Below are 242 nucleotides of genomic sequence, written 5' to 3'. Positions count from 1 at the left end.
CATCTGGCGGTTCTGGTGGATAAAACACGTCTTGCTTTCGGCAGGAAACAATTATTTGGAACACAGGCAATTATCCGGGGAGATCTTTTGCTGCTGGCTCCGCTGGATGACCCTGAAAATGTTGATTCGAGACGGCAGCGGTTCGGTCTTTCACCACTTAGGGAATATGAAAGGTCCCTGCAAAATCAATACCGAAAGCCCGTCATCCGTTCCTTTCAATTACCGGAACGCTCTCCAAACAC

Annotated in this window: 1 protein-coding gene; it reads left to right on the top strand. The window is 48.8% G+C overall.

What is annotated here, in order from left to right; all coding sequences use genetic code 11:
• A partial coding sequence (locus AC6UDF_RS07405; protein ID WP_500724250.1) for a DUF6624 domain-containing protein occupies positions 1 to 242 on the top strand: 242 nt, incomplete at both ends.

The sequence above is a fragment of the Fructilactobacillus sp. X2R6C1 genome, assembly GCF_059901295.1.
The sequence above is the reverse complement of the archived record's forward strand: the minus strand, read 5'-3'. Positions and strand labels throughout refer to the sequence as shown.